The following is a 24,257-nucleotide window of genomic DNA, read 5'->3' as shown; positions in this document are numbered from 1 at the left end:
ATGCGCCTGAAGAGTTTGATGAGGTTTTAACAATGGCTGAACGTCTGAATAACGACTTCCAGTTCATCGATGTCGGGCGCAAGGATCCGAAGAAGAAACTGTTGCGTCAACGCAAGAAAGAGTTCGTCGAGATCTACGAACCGTTCAAACCCCAGCAGTCGGCCGATCAGGCCCACCGCTGCCTGGGTTGCGGCAACCCGTATTGCGAGTGGAAGTGCCCGGTGCACAACTTCATTCCCAACTGGCTGAAGCTGGTGGCCGAGGGCAACATCCTCCAGGCCGCCGAGCTGTCGCACCAGACCAACACCCTGCCGGAAGTCTGTGGCCGGGTGTGCCCGCAGGATCGGCTGTGCGAGGGTGCCTGCACCCTCAACGACGGTTTCGGTGCGGTGACCATCGGTTCGGTCGAGAAGTACATCACCGACACCGCATTCGCCATGGGCTGGCGCCCGGACATGTCCAAGGTCAAACCGACCGGCAAACGTGTCGCGATCATCGGTGCGGGCCCGGCGGGTCTGGGCTGTGCCGACGTGCTGGTACGTGGCGGCGTGACCCCGGTGGTGTTCGACAAGAACCCGGAAATCGGCGGTCTGCTGACCTTCGGCATTCCCGAGTTCAAGCTTGAGAAGACCGTGCTGAGCAATCGTCGCGAAGTCTTCACCGGCATGGGCATCGAGTTCCGCCTCAACACTGAGATCGGCAAGGACGTGACCATGGAGCAACTGCTCGCCGAATACGATGCGGTATTCATGGGCATGGGCACCTACACCTACATGAAGGGCGGTTTTGCCGGTGAGGATCTGCCGGGTGTCTACGACGCGCTGGACTTCCTGATTGCCAACGTCAACCGCAACCTGGGCTTTGAAAAGTCGCCGGAAGATTTCGTCGACATGAAAGGCAAGAAGGTCGTGGTACTCGGCGGCGGCGACACGGCGATGGACTGCAACCGCACTTCGATTCGTCAGGGCGCCAAGTCGGTGACCTGCGCCTATCGTCGTGACGAAGCGAACATGCCCGGCTCGCGCAAAGAGGTGAAGAACGCCAAGGAAGAAGGCGTGAAATTCCTCTACAACCGCCAGCCGATCGCGATCGTCGGTGAAGACAAGGTCGAAGGCGTGAAGGTGGTCGAGACCCGTCTCGGCGAACCGGATGCCCGTGGCCGTCGCAGCCCCGAGCCGATCCCGGGCTCCGAAGAGATCATCCCGGCCGACGCCGTGGTCATTGCGTTCGGTTTCCGTCCAAGCCCGGCACCGTGGTTCGAACAGTTCGAAATCCAGACCGACAGCCAGGGCCGCGTCGTCGCGCCTGAGCAAGGTCAGTACAAGCACCAGACCAGCAACCCGAAAATCTTCGCCGGTGGCGACATGGTGCGCGGTTCCGACCTGGTGGTAACGGCAATCTTCGAAGGCCGCAATGCGGCTGAAGGGATCCTCGATTACCTGGGTGTCTAAGCAAACAACGCAATACCTTGTAGGAGTGAGCCTGCTCGCGATGACGGTAGATCAGTCCCTGATGCATTGACTGAAACACCGCTATCGCGAGCAGGCTCACTCCTACAGTTGTTTTGGGGTGTTGCAAAATCAGTATTCCAACGCAATAAATTGACCCGATAGACAAAAGGCTGACCTGCATCCGTGCCTTTTGCGTCGCGCTCTGAGAAAATGCCCGCACTTTTTTTCCGGATGCCGACATGACTGCCCTGAAGAACGACCGTTTCCTCCGCGCCCTGCTCAAGCAACCTGTAGACGTCACCCCGGTGTGGATGATGCGCCAGGCCGGCCGCTACCTGCCGGAATACCGCGCCAGCCGTGCCCAGGCCGGTGATTTCATGAGCCTGTGCATGAATCCGGAATTCGCTTGCGAAGTTACGTTGCAACCGCTCGACCGCTACCCGCAACTGGACGCGGCGATCCTGTTCTCCGACATCCTCACCATCCCCGATGCCATGGGCCAGGGTCTGTACTTCGAGACCGGTGAAGGCCCGCGCTTCAAGAAAGTCGTCAGCACCCTGGCCGACATCGAAGCGTTGCCGATCCCTGATCCACACAAGGATCTCGGCTATGTGATGGACGCGGTCAGCACCATTCGCCGCGAGCTGAATGGTCGTGTGCCGCTGATCGGCTTCTCCGGCAGCCCGTGGACCCTCGCCACTTACATGGTTGAAGGCGGCTCGTCGAAAGACTTCCGCAAGACCAAGGCGATGCTCTACGACAACCCGCAAGCCATGCACCTGCTGCTGGACAAGCTGGCGCAGTCGGTGACCTCGTACCTCAACGGCCAGATCCAGGCCGGCGCGCAAGCGGTGCAGATCTTCGATACCTGGGGCGGCAACCTGTCGGCGGCGGCGTATCAGGAGTTCTCCCTGGCGTACATGAAGAAAATCGTCAGCGGCCTGATCCGCGAGCACGACGGTCGCAAAGTGCCGGTGATCCTCTTCACCAAGAACGGCGGCCTGTGGCTGGAAAGTATCGCCGACGCTGGCGCCGACGCACTGGGCCTGGACTGGACCTGCGACATCGGCAACGCCCGCGCCCGTGTCGGCGACAAGGTCGCGCTGCAAGGCAACATGGACCCGACCGTGCTCTACGCCAAACCGGAAGCGATCCGCACTGAAGTCGGGCGCATTCTGGCCAGCTATGGCAAAGGCAGTGGCCACGTGTTCAACCTGGGTCATGGCATCACTCCGGAAGTCGACCCAGAGCACGCCGGTGCGTTCCTGCGCGCGGTGCATGAACTGTCGGCGCAGTATCACAAGTAAGATTTTGACACGACCGCCCGAATGCAATGTTCGGGCGGTAATTGATTTTTGTATGTTTAAGTTGAACGTGCAATAAACCTTGTTCGTAAAGATTGTTTACTTTGTGCAGTTTCTGTTAATGGTTTTCTCGTTGACGTTGATAATTAAGAGCCTTGTAATGGCGCCACTTGTTTATCAGGATGGTTGCAATGAAAAGGGTTGGATATTCGCGTCTCCAGATTGCTTTGCACTGGATATCTGCGGCAGTAATTTTATGGGCTCTGTTGTCTGGCTTCTATGTGTCAGTCATTAAAGTTGCAGCGGAAACAAAATCGATAGTCGGATTTATAAATGTTTCGGTGACGGCTTTATTTATTCCGATATTTATACTGAGATTGTATGTTTCTGTCAGAGGCTCTCACACCACTTGCGAGGTGGACAGGACCTTTTTGGAGCGTCTGGCGAGTTGGATGCATAAGTCTATTTATCTGATGACGGCGGTTGTCTTGCTCACAGGAATATTAATGATGGATCGACCGATCAATATATTTGATCTGGTTCTTATTCCGGCGCCGCTGAACGATCTACAGTGGATTGATCGGTTCTTCGTCATCCATGTTTGGGCGTGCGTGATGTTACTGGTTCAAGTAGCGCTACACATCGCAGCCGTTATCAAACACGAAATGTGTGGGCGCCGAATCCTGAAAAAAATGGTGTTCTGACTCAAGCGGGAGCGCTGCCACCGAGGGGCGGCAACTTCGCCAGTTTCAACGCCACCAACAGCGCGATCATCAACAGGGCGCCAATAAACAGGCCGATGCCATTCCACCCGCCGAGATGCCAGAACACCCCGCCAGCCGTGCCGGCAATACTCGACCCGGCGTAATAGCTGAACAAATACAACGACGACGCCTGGCCCTTGGCCTTGGTCGCGCGCCGGCCGATCCAGCTGCTCGCCACCGAGTGCGCGCCGAAGAAGCCGAAGGTGAAGATCAGCATGCCGACGATCACCAGCAACAGCGGTGTGAACATAGTCAGTGCAAGGCCGGCGAACATCAGTGCGATGGTTGCCCACAGCACTTTGCGCCGCCCCAGTTTGTCCGCCAGTGAACCGATCTTCGCCGAGCTGTAGATGCCCGACAGGTACACCAGCGACAGCAAACCGACGAACACCTGATCGAGGTTGTACGGCGCGGCCAGCAGGCGATAGCCGATGTAGTTGAACAGGGTGACGAAAGCGCCCATCAGCACGAACGCTTCAAGAAACAGCAGCGGCAGGCCGGCGTCGCGAAAGTGCATGGTGAAGCCATCAAGCAGGCTGCGTGGATGCAGCGAGCGCGAGCGGAAGTTGCGCGATTCGGGAAGGATCTTCCAGAACACCGCCGCTGCGACCAATGCCAAACCGCCGATCACCAGCATCGCCGTGTGCCAGCTGACAAAGTCGATCAGCACCCCGGTGATCAACCGCCCGCTCATCCCGCCAATTGCGTTGCCGCCGATGTACAGGCCCATCGCCAGACCGATGTGCTGCGGATGGATTTCCTCGCTCAGATACGTCATCGCCACCGCCGCCAGACCACTCAACGACAGCCCGATCAGCGCGCGCATGATCAGCACACCGTGCCAGCTCGGCATCATCGAGCTGGCGATGGTGCACAACGCGGCGGCGAACAGTGCCGCGACCATCACCGGTTTGCGTCCGACCCGGTCGGAGATCGGCCCGGTGATCAACAGCCCGACGGCCAGCATGCCGGTCGCCACCGACAGAATCAGGCTGCTCTGCGCGGCGTTGATCGAATACTCGTGAGACAGCAGCGGCATCATTGGCTGCACGCAATACAGCAAAGCGAAGGTCGCGAAGCCACCGCTGAACAGCGCGAGCACCGTGCGCATGAACATCGGCGTGCCTTTTTCGATGTAGATCTCCTGCAGCTCGGCGATGACATCGTCCGTCGCGGCAGGCGGAACTTCATGGGCAAGAGGGGCGGCGGCGGTTTTCACATCAGACCTCGGAGGGCACGGCCAGGCAGGCAATGAAAAAATCATATAGCTGGCTAATGTTTCTATCCAATATATTGTTCGACCTGTTTGATAGCTTTAACGACCTAGTGGGGTTTCCATGGAATTGCGTCATCTGCGCTACTTCATCGCCGTCGCCGAAGAACTGCATTTCGGCCGCGCCGCACAGGTGCTGGGGATTTCTCAGCCACCGCTGAGCCAGCAGATCCAGGCGTTGGAGCAAGAGGTCGGCGCGCGGTTGTTCGAGCGCACCAATCGTCGGGTCGAGCTGAGCGAGGCCGGCCGATTGTTTCTGCAGGAGGCGCGACTGGTGCTGGCGCAAGTCGACAAAGCGGCGGACGTTGCCCGGCGTGCGCAACTCGGCGAACTCGGCGAATTGAAGATTGGCTTCACCTCGTCGGCGCCGTTCAACTCGACCATTCCCCAGGCGATTTTTGCTTTTCGCCAGCGTTTCCCGGCAGTGCACCTGAACCTGCGGGAGATGAGCAGCACCATGGTCGCGGATGCGCTGGTGGATCAGTCGATCGAAGTAGGGATCATGCGCCCGCTGGGCCTACCGGATTCGCTGAGTGTGGTGGAGCTGATGCGTGAGCCGCTGGTGGCGGTGCTCGGCTCCAAACATCCGTTGGCGCAGGGCAGCGAGGAAGGCTTGTTCCTCTCGGCGCTGGCGCTGGAGCCGTTCGTGTTCTTTCCACGCAGCTATGGCAGCGGTTTGTATGCGCAACTGCTCAGTCTGGCCCGCGATGCCGGATTCAGTCCGCACTTCGCCCAGGAGGCGGGTGAGGCGATGACCATCATCGGACTGGTCGCAGCGGGGCTGGGGGTTTCGGTGTTGCCGGCGTCCTACCAGCGGATGCGCATTGATGGTGTGGTCTATCGACCACTGCTCGATCCGGAGGCGGTGTCGGCGGTGTGGCTGGTGCAGCGCAAGGATCAGAAATCGCCGATGGCCAAGGCGTTTGTCGAACTGCTGACACGCAAGGTTGAGCCTTCAAAAGCTTGATTGCTGCGCAATCAAATCGCGAGCAGGCTCGCTCCCACAGGGGAACGCATTCCAAGGTTGGAGCGAGCTTGCTCGCGAAGGCGTCAACTCGAACACCAACGCCCCTCAGGGCAACCGCACCAGATCCCCCTTCAACGCCACCCGCGTCACAAATACCCCGGCCCGGCACTCATAGGTATTCAAATCCTTGCGCACATGCTGGTCGTAATAACTGACGATATTGACCACCGCATTCGCCCCGACCCGTTTGGCATCGGCCTGCAACTTGATCAGGTTCGACTGCAGCACCCACTCGCAGGAATCGTGATCACTCTTGTTGAAGCCGTTGGTCTTCAGATCACTGACCACATCCCGGCGCAACAAGCGCTGCGTGCCCTGCGGCCCGTTGCCGATCAGATAGAACTTCACACTGCCATCCAGCCGCCCGGCGCGAATCGCATCCGAGAGCACGGTTTCGAACGGCATGTACATCAGGTTGGTGGCGTGGCTGGCGCTAGGCAATAACCCGAGGAGCGTGGCGGCGATCAGGGCTTTCACTTGCATGGTCATCTCCTTGACGGTGAAAGAGAACCGCGAGTGCTCGAACAATGGGCTCGCCGTTCTGGCAGGCGATGGTTGAGGCCCGCAGGGCGAGTGTAGTTGTCGTTCAGGTGATGAGAGGAGTCAGCCCTTTACATTTCTGGTAACGGAACTGCTTTAGGGAAAGTTGCGGTAAATGCGCAAAATCAGTTCTTTTTAGTGAGTGCCATGGATGCCACTTCTCTATCAGCCCAAGGAGGGCAGTGTTCTGATCTGTGATTTCAGAGGTTTTGAAGTACCGGAGATGGTCAAAATCAGGCCCGTGGTGGTGATACGCAAGCACCGATCCAACAGTTTGTTGGTGACTGTGGTGCCGTTGAGTACAACTGCGCCGGATTGTGTGCTGGAGCATCATCTGGAGCTCGCCAGCCATCTTCAAGGTGCCCGTTCAACCTGCTGGGCAAAATGCGACATGGTAGCGACGGTCAGTCTTGCGCGACTGGACAGGATCAGAAGTAAAGACCGTCACGGAAAGCGTGTTTACTTGATTTCACATCTTGCAACAGACGAGTTTTACGCCATCAAGACTGCGGTTAGAAAGGCCTTGGGCGTGTAGTAGCCGTTGAGAGGGTGCACCGAAGCCAATTGCCATCCATTGCTGGTAATGACATTTCAGGCAATACTGCCGGCGTTCCCGAAAGGGGCTTGTGAGACTCTGAGGATCCTGGGCAACCAGCCATCACAGAGCCAGACAGGTGGAAGGGCGATGACAAGCCAACCTGTTTGTGAAAGGGCGCCGCAAGGCGCCCTTTGTCGTTTCTACAGTTCAATCAATCAACGTGCGCCAAATCCCCACGCAACGCCACGCTCGACACCACAAGGCCGGCGCGGCACTGGAATTTCTCGGTGTCTTTGTACAGGTCGCGCTGGTCGACGCTGGCGATGTTGATCACGGCGTTGGCGTCGGCTTTTTTCGCGGCGTTCTGCAGGGTGGCGAGAGCCGACTGCAGGGCCCAGAAGCAGGCGTCGGCGTCGGATTTGTTCGAGCCATTGGTCTTGCGGCTGCTGCTCACGGTGTCGAGTTTGCGCACTTGCTTGGGCAGGGTTTCGCCGGCCAGGTAGAACTTCACGCTGCCGTCGAGCAGGCCGGCGTCGGTGGCGCGTTTGACGCCCTCGCGAAAGCTCAGGTAGGTCGGTTCGTCGGCGCCTTGCTTGACGATGCCCAAGTCGTTGACGAACTCGATGTCCGGGTTGATCGACAGTTCCTTGAGCACGTTGTCGCGCAGGCGGTTGACCCAGCGATTGTAGTTGCCGTGGATCTTGCCGTCCTTGGCGTCGAGGCCGTAGCTGCTGCGGTAGTCAATTTCAAACGAGGTCGGGCTGAACGGGATGTCGACTTCGGCGTGGTGACGGCCGCGTACGGTAATCGCCGCTTTGATCATGCCCGGGCGCACCGACTGCACCACCCACTGGCGATCATTGAGTGCGGTGACGATGGCGCGGCTCATCTGTTGCTGGGTGAAGCCGAGGTTGGGCGAGAACTCTTCCTTGGCGTTGTAAACCGGTTTGCTGGTGCAACCGCCGAGCACAAAGGCCAGGGCCAGCAGGGCGGCGATGCGGTGAAACTGAGTCATTCCCTTCACTCCAAACGTGTTGCGGTCAGTGCCAGCGGCGGAAAATCAACGAGGTGTTGACGCCACCAAAAGCGAAATTGTTGTTCATCACGTACTCGTGATGCATCTGGCGGAATTCGCCGCGCAGGTAATCGAGCTTGCCGCAGTGCGGGTCGACCTCGTCGAGGTTGAGCGTGTGCACATACAGGTCGCGATTCATCATCTCGATGCTGAACCATGACTCCAGCGCCCCGCAGGCCCCCAGCGTGTGGCCGAGGAAACTCTTCTGCGAGCTGATCGGCATGTGTTCGCCGAACAGACTGCTGGTCGCTAGTGTTTCGGCAATGTCGCCCTGTTCTGTAGCGGTGCCGTGACCATTGACGTAACCGATGGCATCCGGCGTCAGCCCGGCGTCTTCCAGCGCCAGTTCCATGGCGCGGCGCATGGTCACCTGCTCGGGGCGGGTGGTGTGCTGGCCGTCGGCGTTGCTGCCGAAACCGACAATCTCGGCGTGGATCCGCGCACCGCGCGCCAGCGCATGCTCCAGCTCTTCGAGCACCAGCATGCCGCCGCCTTCGCCGATCACCAGACCGTCGCGGCCCTTGTCGTACGGACGTGGGCTGGTCTGTGGCGCGTCGTTTTTCAGGCTGGTGGCGTACAGCGCGTCGAAGACCATGGCTTCGGTCGGGCACAGCTCTTCGGCACCGCCGGCGAGCATCAGCGGCAGCCGTCCGAACTTGATCGCCTCGTAGGCGTAACCGATGCCCTGACTGCCGCTGGTGCAGGCGCTGGACGTCGGGATCAGGCGTCCGGTGAGGCCGAAGAAAATGCTGATGTTGGCCGCGGTGGTGTGCGGCATCATCCGCACGTAGGAGTTGGCGTTGAGGCCTTCGGCCACCGAGTTGAGCAGCATGTTGCCGAACGCCTTGATCTCGTCGGTGCTGCCGGTGGATGAGCCGCAGGCCACACCCATGCGTCCGTCCTTGATCGATTCGTCACCGAGCAGGCCGGCGTCAGCCAGCGCCTGTTCCGCCGCACCCACCGCCAGCCGTGACACCCGGCCCATGCTGCGCAGTTGCTTGCGGGTCCAGTGCGGCGGCACGACAAAATCATCGATCGGCCCGGCGAGACGGGTGTTGAGTTCGCTGAAGCGGTCCCACTCGTCCATCCGGCGGATGCCGCTGCGGTTGGCCGCGAAGTTGCCGGCGATGGTCTGCCAGTCGCTGCCCAGCGAGGTGATGCCGGCCATGCCGGTGACGACAACGCGCTTCATCAGCACAAGCCTCCGTTGACCGCCAGGACCTGGCGGGTGATGTACGAGGCTTCCGCCGACATCAGGAAATTAACCGCAGCAGCGACCTCTTCCGGGGTGCCCATGCGTTGTGCGGGGATCATTTTCATCAGCTCTTCCACCGGCACGTTTTCGTCGAGCATCGCCGTGTCGATCAGGCCCGGCGCGACGCAGTTAACGGTGATTTTGCGCTTGCCCAGTTCGATCGCCAACGCTTTCGCCGCACCGATCACCCCGGCCTTGGAGGCGCTGTAGTTGACCTGGCCACGGTTGCCGATCAATCCCGACACCGAGGTGATGCAGACGATCCGACCGGCGGCGCGACGACGGATCATCGGCATCATCACCGGGTGCAGGACGTTGTAGAAACCATCGAGGTTGGTGCGCAGCACCACGTCCCAATCGTCATCGCTCAGCGCCGGAAAAGCGCCATCGCGGGTCAGGCCGGCGTTGAGCACCACGCCGTAATAGGCACCGTGGGTTTCGACGTCGGCTTCGAGGATGGTTTTGCAGGTTTCGCGGTCGGCGACGTCGAATTGCAGGATGCGCGCGTTGCGGCCCAGCGCTTCAACTTCGGCTTTCACCGCCTGGGCTTCAGCCACGCCGCTGCGGCAGTGCAGGACGATGTCGTGCCCGGCCTGCGCCAGACGCAAGGCAATGGTGCGGCCGATGCCACGGCTGGAGCCGGTGACCAGTACGGATTCAGTCATCGTTCGACTCTCTGGTTTGTTCAAGGTATTGGCTGGGCTGCGGCGGGCGGAAAACGTTCAAGCGTGCACTGGCCTCGATGCCGGGGGCGTTGATGTGGCATTCGAAAACACCCATGCCGTTGTCGTCTTCCAGCGAACGGATGCCATGGATAGTCAGTTCGCTGCCGGCCGGAAACGCCTCGACGTTGCACTCGAACTTGCGGGTGCCGAGGAGGAAGCCGAGCTCGACCGGTTTGCCCTTCAAGCGAGCATGACAACCGGCGAAGGCGGCGACGCTCTGCGCCATCAACTCGATGCCGACCCACGCCGGCAGGCTGCCGTCGGGCATGCTGAACAAGCCGTCGGGCTTGACCGTGAGGCGGGTGTGGATCTGCTCCTCGTCGAAGCTGAGGATGCGGTCGATCAGAATCATGTCGCCAGCGTGGGGCAGCAGTTCGGCGAGCGGCCAGTCGTTCATGGGGCGTCTCCGATAATCAGGCTGACGTTGTTGCCGCCGAAGGCAAACGAGTTGCTCATCAGGTAGCGGGGTGCAATGGACGACAGGCGTTCGCTCGCGGTCACCCACTTCAACGCCGGCAAGTCGGGGTCGGGCTGGGCGTCCCAGACGTGTGGCGGCAGGGCGTGCTGCGGGTTGTCGGCGCTCAGGCTCAGCCAGCAGAACGCCGCTTCGAGGGCGCCGGCAGCGCCGAGGGTATGGCCGGTCATCGGCTTGGTCGACGAGCAGGCCACGCCGTCGGGGAACAGCGTGGCGACCGCCAGACTTTCCATCGCATCGTTGTGCTGGGTCGCGGTGCCGTGCAGGTTCAGGTAGCTGATTTGCGCCGCTTGCAGCTGTGCGCGGCTCAAGGCTTTCTGCATCGCTTGCAGGGCGCCGCGGCCGCTCGGTTCCGGCGCGGAAATATGGTGCGCGTCGGAGCTGGCGCCGCTGCCGAGCAGGGCAATGGCCGGGCCGTCGCTGCGCTGCTTGCTCATCAGGAACAGCACCGCCGCTTCGCCGATGTTGATGCCGTTGCGGTTGGCCGAAAACGGATTGCAGCGCTCGTCGGACACCGCTTCCAGCGCGCTGAAACCGTTGAGCGTCAGTTTGCACAGGCTGTCGACCCCGCCGCACAGCACCGCATCGCACAGGCCCAGATCGAGCAGACGCTGCGCGCTCATCAACGCCCGCGCACTGGACGTGCAGGCGGTGGAAATCACATAGGCCGGGCCGCTGAGTTGCAGCCAGTCGGCGAGAAAATTCGCTGGGGCGCCGAGTTCCTGTTGCCGATAGTCGTACTCGGCCGGGAACTGCTGCTCACGAAGGTAGTGCGCCAACCCGCGACTGGCTTCGTCGATCCCCGAGGTGCTGGTGCCGAGCACCACGCCGATGCGCGCGCGACCATAGGTCTGGATCGCCCGATCGATGTCCTCGCGAATCTGCAGTGCGGCTTCCAGCAGCAGTTGATTATTGCGGCTGCTCTGGTCGGCCAGTTCGGCCGGAATCGCCGCCAGTTCACCGTGCACCGCCGCCACCGGCAACTCACGCCCGGCCACCCAGCCGGACTCGCGGCGCATGCCCGAGCAGTCACCGGCAAACAGGTTGTGCGCGACCTGGTGCTTGTCGCGGCCCAACGCGCAGATCACGCCGAGGGCATTGAGGTAGGCAGTCATGGCGTCGGTTCACCGAGAGGAGAAACCCGATAGTGCGGGCCTTGGGGCAGATTCAATTGGAAACTCAACGGTTGTGCATAACGGATCGTCCAGCGCGGCACCAGCGTGCGTTGCTCGCCCTGCTGCTGCGCGGCGGGATAATTGCGCGCCAGTTCGCCGGAGGGGGTCAGGGCGAACAGCAGCGCGGCAAACAGCTCCCGGGCTTCCGGGTTGGGCGGCAATAGCCCGTCGGCCTGCCAGCGACCGTCGATCAGTTGTTGACGCGCCTGGGGGATGCCCAGCGGGTCCATCATCGACCAGCGGATGCCGGAGCCTTCGCGCTGGATCACCAGCAGCCAGTCCTGGCGTTGATCGGCCTGTTGGCGTTCGATGTGCAGTTGCAGCGGTAACGGCAGCGTCGGGTTGCTCGCGGGCAGCGGGGCCTGGCTGGCGCAACCACTCAACAGGGCGAACATCACCAACATCAGCCACACCGCAAACCTTGTAGGAGTGAGCCTGCTCGCGATGACGGTGGCACATTCGAAAAACATGTCGGCTGACCCACCGCTATCGCGAGCAGGCTCACTCCTACAGGTTATGTGTCGCATCAGAGACCACCTTCAAGCGGCTTGCGCGCGACGACATTCACCAACGTTTCCTCACGCTCGCCAAACGGCTTCGGCCGGCGCAACCCGAACCGCTCCAGCAAGCCGAAATCCTTCGAACGACTCCACCACAAATACGGGTACGAGACATTGCGTTCGCCAAACTCGAAACCCTGCTGGCGAATCATCTCCAGGTACTGCGCCGCGCTCTTCTGCACATGCATCGGATGGCGGAACAGCCAGCGAATCACCCAGGTATCAATGTAAGCCTCGGTGGACTCGGCGAACAGCAGATAACCACCCGGCTTCAGTACGCGGTAGAACTCGGCGAGGGCTTTTTCCTGTTCGACCAGATGATGAAAGGTCTGATGGCAGAACAGCAGGTCGACACTAGCGTCCGCCACGTTGAGCGTCGCGCAGTCACTGCCGATCAGCTCCACATCGAAACCCTGACGCGCCGCTTCTTCGGCGCTCAATTCAAGGCTATGCGGATCGGCATCGACACCGATCAAGCGCTGCGGGGCGAAGGTCTGGCGCAAATGCCGGAACGACTTGCCCTGACCACAACCGGCATCCAGCAGCACCGGATTGGCCGGCAGCGACTCGCTGAACAGCCCGCGCAAATCGTTGATCGCCACGCGCAACACGTGGTGCTGCCAGGTGTGGCTGCGCAGGAACCAGAAACCGAAGCGGGTTTCCTCGACGTAGCTGTCGCTCAAGTAATTCATGGGGCGTCCTTTGCACAGAGTTCGGAAATCATCTTCAACCGGCGGCGCGCTTCGCTGACGAACGGGTTGCGTTCATCCCAGGCATAACCGGCGAGGATCGAGCAGATCATTCGGCGAATCTCCGCCTGACTGTCTTGATAAAAAATCACGTCCTGAAAGGTGCCGGCATACCAGCCTTCGACGTAGCAGCGGAAGGTGTCGACCCCACGTTTGAGCGGTTCGGCGAACTCGCGCTGCCAATCGACGGTTTCGCCCTGCAACTGCCGGTGCAGGACGGCGGCGGCCATGCTCGCCGAACGCATGGCGATGGTCACGCCGGAGGAGAACACCGGGTCGAGAAATTCCGCGGCGTTGCCGAGCAGGGCGAAGCCGGGGCCATGCAGGGTTTTCACATTCGCCGCATAACCACCGAGGGTGCGCGCCGGAGTGTCCCACACCGCGTTGTTCAGCACGCCGGCGAGGCTTGGGGTTTCGGCGATGAAGCCGCGCAGGCAGGCGTCCAGATCGCTGTCGCGACCCTTGAAGTGTTCGGCGGCAGCCACCACGCCCACCGAGCAGCGCCCGTTGCTGAACGGGATCGTCCAGAACCAGATGTCGCGGTGCTCAGGGTGGGTGGTGACGAGGATCTTCTCGCGGTCGAAGGCCGGATTGTCGATGTGATCTTCAACGTGGGTGAACACCGCCTGGCGCACCGGGAAATTCGATGGAGCCTCCAGATCAAGCAAACGCGACAGCACGCGCCCGTAGCCGCTGGCGTCGAGCACGAAATCCGCTTCGACGCGGTACTCGCTGCCGTCTTCGCGTAGCACGTCGAGCTGCGGTTTGGCCCGGTCGAAATCAACGCGGACGATGGCATCGCCGTAACGGATCTCGGCACCTTGCAGTGCAGCCTGATCGGCCAGCAGCTTGTCGAAATCGGCGCGCTGCACCTGGAACGTGGTGGGTTTACCTGCGGTGAAGGTGTCGCTGAAATCGAAGGCGCTGTAGCGCTCGCCCCAAGCGAACGCAGCACCGGTCTTGCGCTGGAAGCCGGCGGCGTTGACGGCGTCGAGCATGCCGGCCTCTTCGACGAAGTCCAGGCAATGGCTGAGCAGGCTTTCACCAATGGAAAATCTCGGGAAGTGCTGGCGCTCGAGCACCAGCACATCGTGGCCCTTGCGCGTGAGTAGCGCAGCGGCGATGGCGCCGGACGGGCCGGCACCAATGATCACTACCTGACGACGTTGCATTTCAACGGTTGGCACGTGAACTCCCGGGCGCAGTGGCGGTGGTTTTCAGGGGCGCGCGGTGCAGGCCGATCAGGGCCGGCAACAGCGTCGCGATCAGGCCCATCAGCATCAGCGCGAAGTACAGCGCCGGGCTGATCAGCTGTTGTTGCAGCAGCAGGTTGAGAAAGACGATTTCGCTCAGCCCGCGAATGTTCAGCAGCACGCTTTCACGCCAGCGGCTGGCGCCTTCGAACGACGCACCGGCCCAGCCCAGGCCCAGCCAGTTGCCGAGCAGTTTACTGGCAATCGGCAACAGCAGCAGTGCCGCCCATTGCACCGCGCCGAGACTGGCGAGGGCGCTGTGCACGTCAATCTGCACGATACCGAAGGTGAGGATCAGCGGGATCGCGATCCATGTCTGCAAACGGCTCATCCACCGCGCCGGCAATGGCAGCACCAGCGGCACTTTCAGCAAGGCCATGCACAGCAGATAACCGATGCCGAAAATCAGCGCGTTGAGTTTGTAGTGCTCGGCCAGCACCAGCAGCGCAAAGAAACCGAGGCTGTAGGTCAGCGGTCGACGCACGCGCAGCAGATGCAACAGCAGCGGCACGCAGGCCAGTCCCAGCGGCAGCAACAGACTGCTCAGATGCAGACTGCCCTGAGCGAGACCGAACAGCGTCCAGCAGGTCAGGTCGATGAGGATGGCGGTCTGCACCAGACGCCGGGTGGCGGCGGGCGGGTAGTCGATGTGACGCAAATACAGATACAGCACCGGGATCGCCGTGATCGCGAACACCAGCCCAATGGCCAGCGAGTTCAGCCACGGTTGCGCCGGCAGCAGCCAGCAGGCGGCGGCCAGACCGCAGGCGAACGGCACGGCAAAACTCGGCACGGCGATTTTCACGCTCTGGCGGTCCAGCCGCAGGTCGATCACATCACTGAGAATGTGCCCGAGCAACAGCGCAAAACTCAGGCTGTAGAGGTCTTTCAGCCACCCCGGCGCGATCAGTTCGGCACCGCTGAGCTGCCAGCCCGGTTCGATCCAGAAGTACATCAACAACGGCAAACCGAAACTCGCCAGCAGCAACTGGCTGACGATCGGTATCAGGCCGAAATGCCGACCGGCACGGGTCGCCACAGCGAACAGCGCCAAGGCCATCAGCCAGAAACCGACGACCATCACGCTGCCGGCTCCACGACGGCGGCGCGGTGGACGTGACGTCCGGCCCACGGCGCCAGAATGAAACTGAAGGCCAGCCCCAGGCTCACCGACAGGCCGAAATTGCTCACCGCCGGCGTGCTCGACACCGCCAGCAAACCGAACGACAGCCAGGTCGTCAGCGCTGCCAGCAAGGTGCCCAGCAAGCTGACAGCCGCACCGCCGACCTGCTCACGCATGAGGATCGCGTAATCGACGCTGATCGCCGTCACCAGCAGCAGGCCGAACAGGCTGAACAGGGTCAGCGGCTGACCGAGCCAACCGAGACTGGCCAGGCTGCACAGCGCCGCCAGCAGCGGCAAGGCGACGATGCGCAACGCGCCGCCGAAGCCGAACGGCACGGTCAGCACCAGCACAATCAACACGCAGGAGGCGAGTTTCAGTTCGGCGGCGCTGATCTGGGTCGCGGCGAACACGTTGTTCAATTCGCCGAGACGATCCACCAGCATCACCCCCGGCAAGTCCAGCGCTTGCACCCGCAGCAGTGACGGATTGTTCAGGCCTTGCAGGCTGGTCATCGCCGCCACGCCGTCAGCGGTCGGGCCGAGCCACAGCGTACGGTAAGGCTCGCCTAACGGCCCGGCCAGTGCCGCGTCGATGTCTTCGGCAGGCAGGCTCTGCAACTGCTGCAACTCGGTTTGCAACGCCGCGAGCGGTACGCCGAGGTCGAGCAATGGCTGCCAGTATTGCGGCAGTTTGCTCAGTGCCTCGCGCACTTGCTGTTGCTGGCTCGGCGGGCTGAGCAGTTGATCGAGGGCCAGATAACCTTGCAGTTTGTCGAGGTTGACCAGTTGCTGCAGGCGTTCGCTTAACGCGGCCTGACGCTCCAGCAGTTGCTGCTGATTGGCGCCGCGCACGAGGAAGAACTGGCTGGTCGGCTGATAGCCGGTGATGCGCGCGATGGTCTGCGCTTCATCGGTCAGGCGTTGTGGCGCACCGACCCACTGGCGGATGTCGTTCTTGCTTTGCAGCTGCACCAGACCGCCAGCGCAGAACGCGATCAACAGCGCCAGCAGCACCGGGGTGCGCACGTGTTCGAGCAGGGTTTCGCGCAGTTGCACCAAGCGCTCGGCCAGGCGCAGCGGCCATTGCGCCGGTTGCAGCTCAACGTTGTTCAGCAGGGCCGGCAGCAGGCACACCGCCGACAGATAGGCACCGAGCAATCCTGCGGCAGAGAACACCGCGATTTGTGTCAGCGCCGGGAAGGGCGTCCAGGCCAGCGCCAGATAACCGATGGCGCTGGTGATCAGGCTCAGCGTCAGTCCGGAGAGTGTCAGGCGCAGCGCCGGCCAGCTGCGCCACGGCTTGAGGCTCCAGCTTTTCGACAGATAGTGCAGCGGGTAATCCACCGCCACGCCGATCAGGCTGGAACCGAGTACCAGGGTCATCACGTGCATGTGGCCGAACAGCGCCACGCAGGCCACCGCGCCGAACAGCATGCCCACCAGCACCGGCACGAACGCCAGCAGCACCCGCCAGCGGCGAAACGCCAACAGCAGCAACAACAGAATCCCGAGAGTGGCGCCGCCGCCGACCCAGGTCATTTCGCGGGTGGCTTGTTGCTGGCCGTTGGCGGCGTACAGCAGACCGCTGGCGGCCAACAGTTGCACGTCGGCTCTCGCCGCCTGCTCGCGACTGTGCTGCAGCAGATCAGCGACTTTCAGCGGCAGGTTCATGTCGAAGGCATTGCCGGTGGTGCGCGCGCGCAGCAGCACCCAGCGCTTGCCGTCGGCATCGGCGACCAGTGCGCCGCTGCCGATGTCCAGTTGCACCGCGCCGTGTTTCGGCTGGCTGTTCTGAATGCGTCCGGTCAGGCCCAGCCAGTCGTCCTGGCTCGGCACCAGGGTGAAACCGTTGAACGGGTCGAACAGTGCCTGCACCCGTTGCTGAATGAACGCATCGGGATGCTCGGTCAGCAGTTGCCGGTCATCCGCTGAGAGCATCGCCAGTCGCCCTTGCAGCAGTTGCGTGCGCAGCGCTGGCAGATCCGCCTGCAGGTTCCACTGAACCTTTTCGAACAGACCGCTGGCCTGCCATTGCTCGCCGAGGGTCTGCGCCATGGCCACCGCTTGCTGGCGATCGGCGTGGCCGACCAGCACCAGCATTTCCCGATTGAGCGGTTCCTGCATGCGTTGTTCGGCGCGCAGTTCGAGGGCGTCAGGGTTGGTCCCGGGCACCAGTTCCATGAGGTTGGCCGACAGCGGCGCACCGTCGCGCCACTGCCACCCGGCCAGCGCGACGACCGCCAGCAGCAGGATCAGAAACAGCCACGGCAGCCTGCGCTCACTCGGCAAAGTCATGTTGCTCCGCTTCGCTCAACGGTTGACCGGAGGTGCTGTCCTGCATGCGCAGCACGGTGCTGTCGCCCTGGGTTTCCAGCAGTTCGATGGTCTGTACCAGCTCACCGCCGTCGATATTGATCTGATTGAACACTTGCTTGAGCAGCACCGAACGCGGGGTCAGGGTGAGTTTCCACTGCTGTGCGTCGCCGCTCAGGGCCAGTTCGAAATCCCGCTGCAAGCCGCTGCTGTCGCCTTGCAGCACGGCGAGGAACAAACGGTTCTGTTCGGCCCCGGCGCTCTTGTTCGGCAGCAACTGCCAAGCGTTGCCGTCACGACGGGCGATGCCGTTGGCGGTGATGCGGTAATCCTGTTGCAGCGGGGTCTTGAGCAGCCAGAGCAGGCCGTGGTTTTTCGCCAGGACGAAGTTGCCCTTGCTGATCAATGGCTGAGGCAGGGCGCGCAGGTGTTTTTCCTGAATGAACTGGCCGTGGATCACTTCCGGTTTCGCCAGTTGCTCGCTGAGCTGTTGCAGGTCGAAGGCGTTGGCCAGCGTCGACACGGCGAGCAGCGCCATCGCGCCAAGGCATTTGCAGAACAGGTTCATCGCAGCATCCTTTCCACCGCATCGGTGAACACTTTGGGTGAGGCCAGTTGCATCTCGCGGCTGCTGATCTCGACCGCTACCTGCACCGAGCTGGCACGGGTCAGGCGTTCGCCGGTCTGCAGGTCGGTGATCAGATAATTGATCTTCAAGCGGTTCTCCCACTCCACCAGACTGGCGCGTACGTTCAAGCGCTGGCCGAATACCGCGCCGCGCACATAACGCAGTTGCAGGTCGATGATCGGCCACGCGTAACCGGACTCGGACATCTGCGTGTAGTTGTGGCCGATCTGGTCGAGCAGCGCGCAGCGCGCCACTTCCAGGTATTTGACGTAATGCCCGTGCCAGACCACGTGCATAGTGTCGACGTCGAAAAACGGTACGAGGATTTCCGTGTCGGCGTGCAGCACTCCGGCGCTACGCATGCAGCCTCCAGTGTTGCTCGGCGATACGTTGCAGACACAGGCGCAATTCGCCTTCGAGTGCACGGTCTTCGATGACCGGCGGGAAGTCCTTGGCCAGCTCTTCGTGCATGGCGGCCAGCGAAGGTGGCAGCGCGCGTGCGTCTTCATCGCGACCACGCAGCCAGACGCCCTGATTGGCCGCGAGCAACGTGGCGGCGGCGACTTGTTCGGTCAGCTCCAGCACGCGGATCGCGTCACGGGCGGCGATGGTGCCCATGCTCACCTTGTCCTGGTTGTGACACTCGGTGGAGCGTGAGAACACGCTGGCCGGCATGGTGTTTTTCAGCGCTTCGGCGGTCCAGGCGCTGGTGCCGATCTGCACAGCCTTGAAACCGTGGTTGATCATGGCGCGATCCGCCGGGGCGCCGGACAGGTTGCTCGGCAAACCGTGGTTGTAGCGCTCGTCCACCAGCAGCGCGAGTTGCCGGTCGAGCAGGTCGGCGACGTTGGCCACCAGATTTTTCAGGCTGTCCATGGCGAACGCGATGTGCCCGCCGTAGAAGTGCCCGCCGTGCAGCACGCGTTCGGCTTCGGCGTCGATGATCGGGTTGTCGTTGGCGCTGTTGAGTTCGGTTTCGATGAATGAGCGCAGCCAGTTCAGGCTGTCGGCCAGCACCCCGAGCACGTGCGGGGCGCAGCGCAGCGAGTAGCGATCCTGCAGGCGATGCAGTGGCGCGGTCGGCGCGTCGATCGCCAGATCCTTGCGCAGCCATGCGGCGACTTGCATCTGCCCCGGATGCGGCTTGGCGGCGAACAGACGCTCGTCGAAGTGTTCCGGATTGCCTTGCAGCGCGACCACGTTGAGCGCGGTGATGCGCGTGGCCAGTTGCAGCAGATAGTCGGCGCGGGCGAAGGCGAGGCAGGCGAGGCCGGTCATCACCGCCGTGCCGTTCATCAAGGCCAGCGCTTCTTTCGGACGGAGCACCAATGGCGTCCAGCCCAGTTCGCGATGCACGTCGGCCGCTTGCCGGCGTTCGCCACGGAACAGCACTTCGCGCTCGCCGGACAGGGTGGCGGCGACGTAGGACAGCGGCGTCAGATCGCCGCTGGCCCCGACCGAACCTTCTTCGGGGATCAGCGGCAGGATGTCGTGTTCGAGGAAGGCCTGCAGGCGCTCCAGCAGTTCGATGCGCACCCCGGACACGCCGTGACACAGCGACTGCAAACGCGCCGCCAGCACGGCGCGGGTGGCTTGCGCGTCGAGCAGTTTGCCGAGGCCGCAACCGTGGAAGGTGTAGAGATGACGCGGCAGTGCCTCGACGTGATGCAGCGGCACCGCGACCACGCAGGAATCGCCGTAACCGGTGGTCACGCCGTAGATCACGCCTTCCTTGTCCAGCAGCGAATCGAGGAACCGTGCGCCTTTGGCGATGCGCTCGCGGTAAGCGGCGTCGCTCTGCAACTGCACGGGCGCCTGACGGTTGGCCAGGGCCAGCACGTCTTCGATGCGCAAAGGGCGTTCGCCGAAGGTTACCGGCTCATGGGTTGGCGTCGTCATCGGTCTTCCAGAAAGGGTAAAAGTTGAACCATTGGTGCGGGGCTTCGAGGCAATAGTGACTCAGGCGCTGCGCATAGCGGGTGGCCCACTGATGAATGACCTGCTCGCGCTCGCGGCGTGTCCAGGTCACGCTGTCGGCGAACGGCTCGAGGGTCAGGCGATAGTGGCCGTCCGGTTGTTTCAGGCACATCAGCAGATTGACCGGACACTTGAGCAAACCGGCCAGCAGCCACGGGCCTTGCGGAAGCGCTGCCGGGTGGCCGAGAAAGTCCACGCTGACGCTGCGCCCGCCATGCAACGGCACGCGGTCGCCGGCAATCGCCAGCCATTCGCCGCGCTCCAGGCGTTCGTGCAGTTGCAGCATGATCACCGGATCCAGTTCGCTGACCTGAATCAGGCGCAGATTGGTCGCCCCGGCCTCGCCCAGCAAGCGGTTGAACTGCTCGGCGTGCTTGGTGTGCACCAGCACGTTCATGGTGACCTTTTCGCCAATCTCCGCCAGCGCGCGGCAGACTTCGAGGTTGCCTAGGTGCGCGCCGACCAGCAGTTGCCCGCGACTGCCGCGCAACTGATTGCGCAGCAATGCCGGGTCGATGATTTCGATCTGCTCGATGCGCAGCTTGCCGTTCCACACGTCGAGCTTGTCGAGCAGCGAATCGGCGAACGCCATGAACTGGCGGAACACCCGCCAGTAACTCGGGCGCAATTCGGCGCGGTTGCTCCAGTCGGCCAGCCGTTGCTGGTATTGCCAGGCACTGTTGCGCGCGGTGCGGCCGAACAGGAAGAAGTACAGGACGATACCGTACAGCAGCGGACTGAGCAGGCGTCGGCCAAGCACTTTGGCGGCGAACGCGGTGAATTTCATCAGCAGGAAGCTGCCGCGCTCTTCGCGGTCGGCCCAGTGCTTCTTGTCGGTCTCGACGCTCATGTGCGCCACCGGCGCCAGAGGATGACGGGCAGGCGCAGCAGCATGCCGAAGAACAACCGGGTGTGCATGCTGGAAATCAGCGCGTTGTCGTGGAACAGGCGGAAGTGCGAGACGCCGTCCAGCGGGTAATGCACGCTGGTCTGCAGCCAGCGCATCGGCTGGTTGCGCCACGCCAGACGCACGAGGATGTCGGAGTCGAAATCCATGCGCTTGCCGACCCGCGCCGAGTCGATCACCGCCAGCGTCGGGGCCAGCGGATAGACGCGAAAGCCGCACATCGAATCGCGGATCTGCAGCGACAGCGTATTGATCCAGACCATCACGTGGGTCAGATAACGTGCGTACAAGCGGCCCTTGGGCACGCTCTCGTCGAACAGCGGATAACCGCAGATCATGGCGTGCGGATGGGCGCGGGATTCCTCGACGAAACGGGCGACGTCGTGCAGGTCGTGCTGGCCGTCGGCGTCAACTTGCAGGGCATGGGTGAAGCCCAGGCGCGCCGCTTCGCGCAGGCCGGTCATCACCGCGCCGCCCTTGCCCTGATTGAGGGTCAGGCGCACCAGATGCACGCTTTCGCGTTCGGCCAGCGCATCCAGCACTCGCGCGCAGGACGGGGTGCTGGCGTCGTCCACCAGAATGCACGGCAGGCCTTGGGCGAGCAGCGCGTCGACCACGGTGCCGATCGCGGTTTCATGGTTGTAGACCGGAATTACGGCGCAAGGGTTATGCATCGGCGGCTCCTAGCAGGATTCGTCCGCTGGAGCAGGTCGCGGTGTCGTTACGGTAGGCGAAATACAGTTTGTCGCGCTCGGGATCGAAACGCAGGTGCAGCTGGATTTCATCGCCCGGGCGCACCAGTTGCTGGAATTTCAGCACTTCCATGCCGGCAAATTTGCCGGCCAGGTTCAGCAGTTGTCGGCCAAGGTTCAGCGCCCATTCGACCTGTACCACACCGGGCAGCACCGGGGCCTTGGGGAAGTGGCCGCTGAAGTAGGCCAGGTCCGGCGGAACACTCAATTGCAGGCTCCACTCGCCGTCGGTTTCGACCTGCTCCAGCACTTCCGGGGCTTTCGGCCGTGGCGCCAGCAGCAGCGCTTCGATGTCGGCCTGCGGCAGCTTGCCCTGGCTGTTCAGCGGCAGTTGTCGCACCAGACGCCAGCGCCGGGGCAAGGCCAGGGCTTCGCAATGCTGGCTCAGGTGTTTGCGCAGGGCTTCGGTCAGGCTGCGACGACCGTGTTCGCGCAAGGCAAACAGGCCGGCGTCGCTGAGCACCAGCAAGGCGCCAAGTACCGCGCGGTTTTCCTGAACCACGCCCAGCCGTGCTTCGGCGACCCACTCGTGGGCGACCAGTGCCTGTTCGAGCATCGGCAGGGAGATGCGCTTCTCTTCGAGTTTGACGATGCGGTCCAGCCGCCCGAGCAGTTCGAAACGTCCGTCGGCGGCGATGCGCACGGCATCGGCGGTATGTTCGACATGCCCGGCCGGCAGATAGGGAGAAGCGATCAGCAGGGCGCCTTCGCTGTCCTGGCTTAGCTCAACCCCGGCGAAGGGCTGCCACAGACTGGCGCCCTGACGCCAGGCTATGCCGCCGGTTTCCGAGCTGCCGAGGATTTCGGTCGGCCACTGTTGCAGGCGTTGCTGCAGGCTCTGCGCCGCGTCTGCGGGTAAAGCGCCGCCGGAGGAAAACACTTGGCGCACGGCGCTCAGGGCCGGCCAGTCGAGGTTATCGCCCATGCGCTTGAGCAATGCCGGGCTGCCGACCCAGGCGAAGGCCGGGTGTTCGCGGCTGGCGCGCTGCAGGTCTTCCGGAAACGCCAGTTGCCTGCGCACGAACGGGCGTCCGGCGCACAGTGGCCACAGCACCCGGAACAACAAACCGTAGATGTGCTGGGTGGCGACGCTGCCGATGATCCAGGCTTCTCCCAGATCCGCGCCCCACAGTTGCTCCAGTGCTTCGACCTCGTTGGCCAGTTGGCGCAGAGTCTTGTCGATACGCTTGGGCTCGCCGCTGGAGCCGGAGGTGCACAGGCTCAGGCGGCACTGCTCGAGGTCGAGTTCAGCACCGGGCAGGGCCGGCTGCAGCAGATCGCTCAAGTGAACATCCGCGCTGTGATCGGTCAGCCATAGATCGACTTCATTCGACCAGCGCTGGCGGGTCTGCGCTTGCAGGTCAGCGGGCAGCAATACACTGACACCCGCACGCCAGGCCCCGAGCAGGGCGATGGCGAGGTCGGCGGCATCTTCCAGATGCACCGCCATGCGCTGCACGCCGCGTGCCTGCAGGCCGGCGGCAACGCTCAGCGCCTGCTCGCGCAGTTGCGTGTGGTCGAGCGCCGGGGCGGCGCTGATCGCGCGCTCCGGCAGGGCCTTGAGCAACAGTTGCTCAAGTTTTATCCAGTTCATTTACGGCCTCTTACCCGTTGTCGTATCAGCCATTCAATGGCAAACATCAGGCCGATCAATCCGTAGGAGATCAGGCCGGTGTACAACATCCACCAATGCAGCGGCGCCCACAGGGTCAGGAGCGCGGCGCACAAACCGTTGCAGAAGAAAAACACGCTCCAGGCCACCGTGACCTGGCGGGTGTAGCGGATCGCTTCGGGCGGCAATTGCGGCTCGCGCAATCGCGCCAGACGCTCGACCATCGGCGGCCCGTATTTCAGGCTCAGGCTGAACAGCACCAGCATGAAGCCGCTGATCAGCACCGGATACCAGCGCAGCAACAGCGGACTGTCGAACAGCGCCAGCAGCAGGCAGAACACGATCGCTACGCAGGCCATCCAGCGGCTGCCGGGTTCGCGCTCGCCGGTCAGCGCGCGCGCCAGCCACAGCCCGCCCAGCAGCAGTCCGAACTGCCACGGGGCGAAATGCTCCATGCCGAAATACACCGCAAAGGGGTACAGCAGCCCCGCCAGCAGCAGGCCGAGGCCGATCAATCGGCTCATGCGGCCGGTTGAACCAGACGGTAGACCGCCTCGACCACGTCACCGACGGTGCGCACCGATTTGAATTCTTCGGCGGCGATTTTCTTGCCGGTCTGGCGTTTGATGTGATCGATCAGGTCGACCGCGTCGATGCTGTCGATCTCCAGATCCTGATACAGGTTGGACTCCAGGCTGATCCGCGCCGGATCCAGTTCGAACAGCTCGACCAAGGCATCGCGCAGGGTGTTGAAAATGTCGTCACGAGTTTGCATGGTC

25 protein-coding genes are annotated in these 24,257 nt (G+C 62.4%); 5 read left to right on the top strand and 20 right to left on the bottom strand.

Going from position 1 to position 24,257, the window contains the following annotated elements; all coding sequences use genetic code 11:
- Positions 1-32: 32 nt before the first annotated feature.
- The 3 genes from HDC30_RS14890 (at position 33) to HDC30_RS14880 (ending at position 3,459) form a co-directional block, all read left to right on the top strand.
- Positions 33-1,451 carry an FAD-dependent oxidoreductase gene (locus HDC30_RS14890; RefSeq protein WP_096794696.1) on the top strand — a complete coding sequence of 473 codons (1,419 nt, stop codon included), beginning with the start codon at positions 33-35 and terminating at the stop codon, positions 1,449-1,451.
- 239 nt (positions 1,452-1,690) lie between these two features.
- Entirely contained in the window at positions 1,691-2,758 is a 1,068-nt protein-coding gene (hemE, locus tag HDC30_RS14885) for a uroporphyrinogen decarboxylase (RefSeq protein WP_027611320.1), read from the top strand.
- A 188-nt stretch (positions 2,759-2,946) separates the two neighbouring features.
- Entirely contained in the window at positions 2,947-3,459 is a 513-nt protein-coding gene (locus HDC30_RS14880) for a cytochrome b (RefSeq protein WP_183783781.1), read from the top strand.
- A 1-nt stretch (position 3,460) separates the two neighbouring features.
- On the opposite strand, the gene HDC30_RS14875 is transcribed toward HDC30_RS14880, so the two are convergent.
- Entirely contained in the window at positions 3,461-4,738 is a 1,278-nt protein-coding gene (locus HDC30_RS14875; RefSeq protein ID WP_103368720.1) for an MFS transporter, read from the bottom strand.
- A gap of 118 nt (positions 4,739-4,856) precedes the next feature.
- Between HDC30_RS14875 and HDC30_RS14870 the strand changes: the two genes are divergently transcribed.
- Positions 4,857-5,759 (top strand): LysR family transcriptional regulator, encoded by a 903-nt coding sequence (locus HDC30_RS14870; protein WP_098966825.1) that lies wholly within the window; start codon positions 4,857-4,859, stop codon positions 5,757-5,759.
- A gap of 105 nt (positions 5,760-5,864) precedes the next feature.
- Here the strand turns inward: HDC30_RS14870 and HDC30_RS14865 are convergent, their stop codons facing one another.
- On the bottom strand, positions 5,865-6,302 hold the full coding sequence (locus HDC30_RS14865) for an excinuclease (RefSeq protein ID WP_098966827.1): 438 nt from the start codon (positions 6,300-6,302) through the stop codon (positions 5,865-5,867).
- Positions 6,303-6,510: 208 nt separating this feature from the next.
- Here HDC30_RS14865 and HDC30_RS14860 point away from each other — a divergent pair, with 208 nt between their 5' ends.
- Positions 6,511-6,894: a type II toxin-antitoxin system PemK/MazF family toxin gene (locus HDC30_RS14860; RefSeq protein WP_183783779.1), complete on the top strand. Its 384-nt coding sequence runs from the start codon at positions 6,511-6,513 to the stop codon at positions 6,892-6,894.
- Between the two features lie 214 nt (positions 6,895-7,108).
- Here the strand turns inward: HDC30_RS14860 and HDC30_RS14855 are convergent, their stop codons facing one another.
- Genes HDC30_RS14855 through HDC30_RS14770 form a run of 18 tightly spaced genes read right to left on the bottom strand, consistent with a single transcriptional unit; the run spans position 7,109 to position 24,253 of the window.
- On the bottom strand, positions 7,109-7,912 hold the full coding sequence (locus HDC30_RS14855) for a hypothetical protein (protein WP_027611326.1): 804 nt from the start codon (positions 7,910-7,912) through the stop codon (positions 7,109-7,111).
- 25 nt (positions 7,913-7,937) lie between these two features.
- Positions 7,938-9,164, bottom strand: coding sequence for a beta-ketoacyl-ACP synthase (locus HDC30_RS14850; RefSeq protein ID WP_027611327.1), 1,227 nt, complete (start codon positions 9,162-9,164; stop codon positions 7,938-7,940).
- Complete coding sequence (gene fabG, locus HDC30_RS14845) at positions 9,164-9,892, bottom strand: 3-oxoacyl-ACP reductase FabG (protein WP_183783777.1); 729 nt, start codon at positions 9,890-9,892, stop codon at positions 9,164-9,166. Before fabG ends, HDC30_RS14850 begins: the two co-directional genes overlap by 1 nt.
- A complete protein-coding gene (locus HDC30_RS14840) occupies positions 9,885-10,349 on the bottom strand; it encodes a hotdog family protein (protein WP_183783775.1) in 465 nt (154 codons plus the stop codon). Before HDC30_RS14840 ends, fabG begins: the two co-directional genes overlap by 8 nt.
- Positions 10,346-11,542, bottom strand: coding sequence for a beta-ketoacyl-[acyl-carrier-protein] synthase family protein (locus HDC30_RS14835; protein WP_183783773.1), 1,197 nt, complete (start codon positions 11,540-11,542; stop codon positions 10,346-10,348). Before HDC30_RS14835 ends, HDC30_RS14840 begins: the two co-directional genes overlap by 4 nt.
- Complete coding sequence (locus tag HDC30_RS14830) at positions 11,539-12,129, bottom strand: hypothetical protein (RefSeq protein ID WP_183783771.1); 591 nt, start codon at positions 12,127-12,129, stop codon at positions 11,539-11,541. Before HDC30_RS14830 ends, HDC30_RS14835 begins: the two co-directional genes overlap by 4 nt.
- Positions 12,129-12,854 carry a class I SAM-dependent methyltransferase gene (locus tag HDC30_RS14825; protein WP_183783769.1) on the bottom strand — a complete coding sequence of 242 codons (726 nt, stop codon included), beginning with the start codon at positions 12,852-12,854 and terminating at the stop codon, positions 12,129-12,131. The genes HDC30_RS14830 and HDC30_RS14825 overlap by 1 nt, the downstream gene beginning before the upstream one ends.
- On the bottom strand, positions 12,851-14,098 hold the full coding sequence (locus HDC30_RS14820) for an NAD(P)/FAD-dependent oxidoreductase (RefSeq protein WP_183783767.1): 1,248 nt from the start codon (positions 14,096-14,098) through the stop codon (positions 12,851-12,853). Before HDC30_RS14820 ends, HDC30_RS14825 begins: the two co-directional genes overlap by 4 nt.
- On the bottom strand, positions 14,085-15,248 hold the full coding sequence (locus HDC30_RS14815) for a sodium:proton antiporter (protein ID WP_150369492.1): 1,164 nt from the start codon (positions 15,246-15,248) through the stop codon (positions 14,085-14,087). Before HDC30_RS14815 ends, HDC30_RS14820 begins: the two co-directional genes overlap by 14 nt.
- A complete protein-coding gene (locus HDC30_RS14810; protein WP_183783765.1) occupies positions 15,245-17,584 on the bottom strand; it encodes an MMPL family transporter in 2,340 nt (779 codons plus the stop codon). Before HDC30_RS14810 ends, HDC30_RS14815 begins: the two co-directional genes overlap by 4 nt.
- Positions 17,568-18,170 carry an outer membrane lipoprotein carrier protein LolA gene (locus tag HDC30_RS14805; RefSeq protein ID WP_096794707.1) on the bottom strand — a complete coding sequence of 201 codons (603 nt, stop codon included), beginning with the start codon at positions 18,168-18,170 and terminating at the stop codon, positions 17,568-17,570. The genes HDC30_RS14810 and HDC30_RS14805 overlap by 17 nt, the downstream gene beginning before the upstream one ends.
- Positions 18,167-18,592: a thioesterase family protein gene (locus tag HDC30_RS14800; RefSeq protein WP_027611337.1), complete on the bottom strand. Its 426-nt coding sequence runs from the start codon at positions 18,590-18,592 to the stop codon at positions 18,167-18,169. Before HDC30_RS14800 ends, HDC30_RS14805 begins: the two co-directional genes overlap by 4 nt.
- Positions 18,585-20,129: a histidine ammonia-lyase gene (gene hutH, locus HDC30_RS14795; RefSeq protein ID WP_183783763.1), complete on the bottom strand. Its 1,545-nt coding sequence runs from the start codon at positions 20,127-20,129 to the stop codon at positions 18,585-18,587. Before hutH ends, HDC30_RS14800 begins: the two co-directional genes overlap by 8 nt.
- Positions 20,110-21,057, bottom strand: coding sequence for a glycosyl transferase (locus tag HDC30_RS14790; protein ID WP_103368709.1), 948 nt, complete (start codon positions 21,055-21,057; stop codon positions 20,110-20,112). Before HDC30_RS14790 ends, hutH begins: the two co-directional genes overlap by 20 nt.
- Positions 21,054-21,788: a glycosyltransferase family 2 protein gene (locus HDC30_RS14785; RefSeq protein ID WP_183783761.1), complete on the bottom strand. Its 735-nt coding sequence runs from the start codon at positions 21,786-21,788 to the stop codon at positions 21,054-21,056. Before HDC30_RS14785 ends, HDC30_RS14790 begins: the two co-directional genes overlap by 4 nt.
- The gene (locus tag HDC30_RS14780) at positions 21,781-23,460 is read right to left on the bottom strand and encodes an acyl-CoA synthetase family protein (protein WP_183783759.1); all 1,680 of its coding nucleotides are present in this window, start codon (positions 23,458-23,460) and stop codon (positions 21,781-21,783) included. Before HDC30_RS14780 ends, HDC30_RS14785 begins: the two co-directional genes overlap by 8 nt.
- Positions 23,457-24,002, bottom strand: coding sequence for a hypothetical protein (locus HDC30_RS14775; RefSeq protein ID WP_150369496.1), 546 nt, complete (start codon positions 24,000-24,002; stop codon positions 23,457-23,459). Before HDC30_RS14775 ends, HDC30_RS14780 begins: the two co-directional genes overlap by 4 nt.
- On the bottom strand, positions 23,999-24,253 hold the full coding sequence (locus HDC30_RS14770) for an acyl carrier protein (RefSeq protein WP_003220947.1): 255 nt from the start codon (positions 24,251-24,253) through the stop codon (positions 23,999-24,001). Before HDC30_RS14770 ends, HDC30_RS14775 begins: the two co-directional genes overlap by 4 nt.
- Between the last annotated feature and the right edge of the window lie 4 nt (positions 24,254-24,257).

Origin of the sequence: Pseudomonas sp. JAI115 (genome assembly GCF_014200835.1) — a bacterium.
In the GTDB taxonomy this organism is placed as follows: Bacteria; Pseudomonadota; Gammaproteobacteria; order Pseudomonadales; family Pseudomonadaceae; genus Aquipseudomonas; species Aquipseudomonas putida_A.
The sequence above is the reverse complement of the archived record's forward strand: the minus strand, read 5'-3'. Positions and strand labels throughout refer to the sequence as shown.

Coding starts and splice junctions, on each gene's coding strand:
- HDC30_RS14805 (WP_096794707.1), bottom strand. CDS start 18,170: ATGAACCTGTTCTGCAAATGCCTTGGCGCGATGGCGCTGCTCGCCGTG.
- HDC30_RS14840 (WP_183783775.1), bottom strand. CDS start 10,349: ATGAACGACTGGCCGCTCGCCGAACTGCTGCCCCACGCTGGCGACATG.
- HDC30_RS14825 (WP_183783769.1), bottom strand. CDS start 12,854: ATGAATTACTTGAGCGACAGCTACGTCGAGGAAACCCGCTTCGGTTTC.
- HDC30_RS14810 (WP_183783765.1), bottom strand. CDS start 17,584: ATGACTTTGCCGAGTGAGCGCAGGCTGCCGTGGCTGTTTCTGATCCTG.
- HDC30_RS14800 (WP_027611337.1), bottom strand. CDS start 18,592: ATGCGTAGCGCCGGAGTGCTGCACGCCGACACGGAAATCCTCGTACCG.
- fabG (WP_183783777.1), bottom strand. CDS start 9,892: ATGACTGAATCCGTACTGGTCACCGGCTCCAGCCGTGGCATCGGCCGC.
- HDC30_RS14865 (WP_098966827.1), bottom strand. CDS start 6,302: ATGCAAGTGAAAGCCCTGATCGCCGCCACGCTCCTCGGGTTATTGCCT.
- hutH (WP_183783763.1), bottom strand. CDS start 20,129: ATGACGACGCCAACCCATGAGCCGGTAACCTTCGGCGAACGCCCTTTG.
- HDC30_RS14880 (WP_183783781.1), top strand. CDS start 2,947: ATGAAAAGGGTTGGATATTCGCGTCTCCAGATTGCTTTGCACTGGATA.
- HDC30_RS14830 (WP_183783771.1), bottom strand. CDS start 12,129: ATGCGACACATAACCTGTAGGAGTGAGCCTGCTCGCGATAGCGGTGGG.
- HDC30_RS14775 (WP_150369496.1), bottom strand. CDS start 24,002: ATGAGCCGATTGATCGGCCTCGGCCTGCTGCTGGCGGGGCTGCTGTAC.
- HDC30_RS14890 (WP_096794696.1), top strand. CDS start 33: ATGGCTGAACGTCTGAATAACGACTTCCAGTTCATCGATGTCGGGCGC.
- HDC30_RS14855 (WP_027611326.1), bottom strand. CDS start 7,912: ATGACTCAGTTTCACCGCATCGCCGCCCTGCTGGCCCTGGCCTTTGTG.
- HDC30_RS14785 (WP_183783761.1), bottom strand. CDS start 21,788: ATGCATAACCCTTGCGCCGTAATTCCGGTCTACAACCATGAAACCGCG.
- HDC30_RS14850 (WP_027611327.1), bottom strand. CDS start 9,164: ATGAAGCGCGTTGTCGTCACCGGCATGGCCGGCATCACCTCGCTGGGC.
- HDC30_RS14790 (WP_103368709.1), bottom strand. CDS start 21,057: ATGAGCGTCGAGACCGACAAGAAGCACTGGGCCGACCGCGAAGAGCGC.
- HDC30_RS14780 (WP_183783759.1), bottom strand. CDS start 23,460: ATGAACTGGATAAAACTTGAGCAACTGTTGCTCAAGGCCCTGCCGGAG.
- HDC30_RS14860 (WP_183783779.1), top strand. CDS start 6,511: ATGCCACTTCTCTATCAGCCCAAGGAGGGCAGTGTTCTGATCTGTGAT.
- HDC30_RS14835 (WP_183783773.1), bottom strand. CDS start 11,542: ATGACTGCCTACCTCAATGCCCTCGGCGTGATCTGCGCGTTGGGCCGC.
- hemE (WP_027611320.1), top strand. CDS start 1,691: ATGACTGCCCTGAAGAACGACCGTTTCCTCCGCGCCCTGCTCAAGCAA.
- HDC30_RS14870 (WP_098966825.1), top strand. CDS start 4,857: ATGGAATTGCGTCATCTGCGCTACTTCATCGCCGTCGCCGAAGAACTG.
- HDC30_RS14770 (WP_003220947.1), bottom strand. CDS start 24,253: ATGCAAACTCGTGACGACATTTTCAACACCCTGCGCGATGCCTTGGTC.